This window comes from Parasulfitobacter algicola (genome assembly GCF_013315265.1).
GTDB lineage: Bacteria > Pseudomonadota > Alphaproteobacteria > Rhodobacterales > Rhodobacteraceae > Parasulfitobacter > Parasulfitobacter algicola.
Window position 1 is genome coordinate 1 of sequence record NZ_JABUFE010000052.1, and the last position, 877, is coordinate 877.

General features: G+C 57.4%; 1 protein-coding gene. It reads left to right on the forward strand.

The genetic code is table 11. The annotated features are described in order from the left end of the window. The coding region (locus tag HRQ87_RS19985) for a calcium-binding protein (RefSeq protein WP_281356706.1) at positions 1-871 on the forward strand (871 nt) is incomplete at its 5' end. Positions 872-877: the final 6 nt, after the last annotated feature.

Sequence of the window (877 nt, forward strand, 5' to 3'; positions counted from 1 at the left end):
TGGCGGTTCTGGTTCTGACGTTTTGGACGGTGGTTTGGGTTTTGATTTTGCGAGTTACCGTGATTCTGGTTCTGGCGTTACGGCTGATGTTTTGTTTTCGGATCGGAATGCTGGGGATGCTTTGGGCGACAGTTATGTGTCGATTGAGGGTCTGATCGGGTCTGGTTTTGATGACAACCTGCGCGGGACGAGCAGCGCTGATACGTTTTATGGCCGTGACGGCGAGGATTGGTTGGTTGGGCGTGGCGGTGCAGACCGATTGTTTGGCCAGGGCGATGACGATGTTCTGATGGGGGGCGCTGGCGCGGATACTCTGGATGGGGGTGCCGGGTTTGACCGTGCAGATTACCGCCAGTCCGGGACGGGTCTGACGGTTGATCTGCAGTTTGCCGATCGCAACACGGGCGAAGCTTCGGGGGATGTGTTTACGTCGGTAGAGTTTTTGTATGGCTCGCTTCACAACGACAGCCTGCGGGGGGATGCGGGCAACAACCGGCTGTGGGGGGATCGTGGCAACGACTGGCTGACGGGGCGTGATGGCAACGATTATCTGTATTCGGGGATTGGCGATGATTATCTGCAGGGCGGCGAGGGTCGTGATGTTTATTGGGGTGGCCCGGGCAGCGACACGTTCATCTATACGGCCGGCGACGACCTGATCCGCGACTTTGCGGACCGCGACACGATCCGACTGGATGACGCGTTGTGGGAGGGTGATCTGAGCGTGCAAGAGGTGCTGGATACGTTTGCCTCTGTGCGCAGCTCACCGCGTGGTCCTGAAACGGTCCTGGATTTTGGCAATGGCAATATCCTGGCCATTTCGGATCTGACCGACCCCAACTCGCTTATCGACGATATCGTGATCGTCTGATAAAAA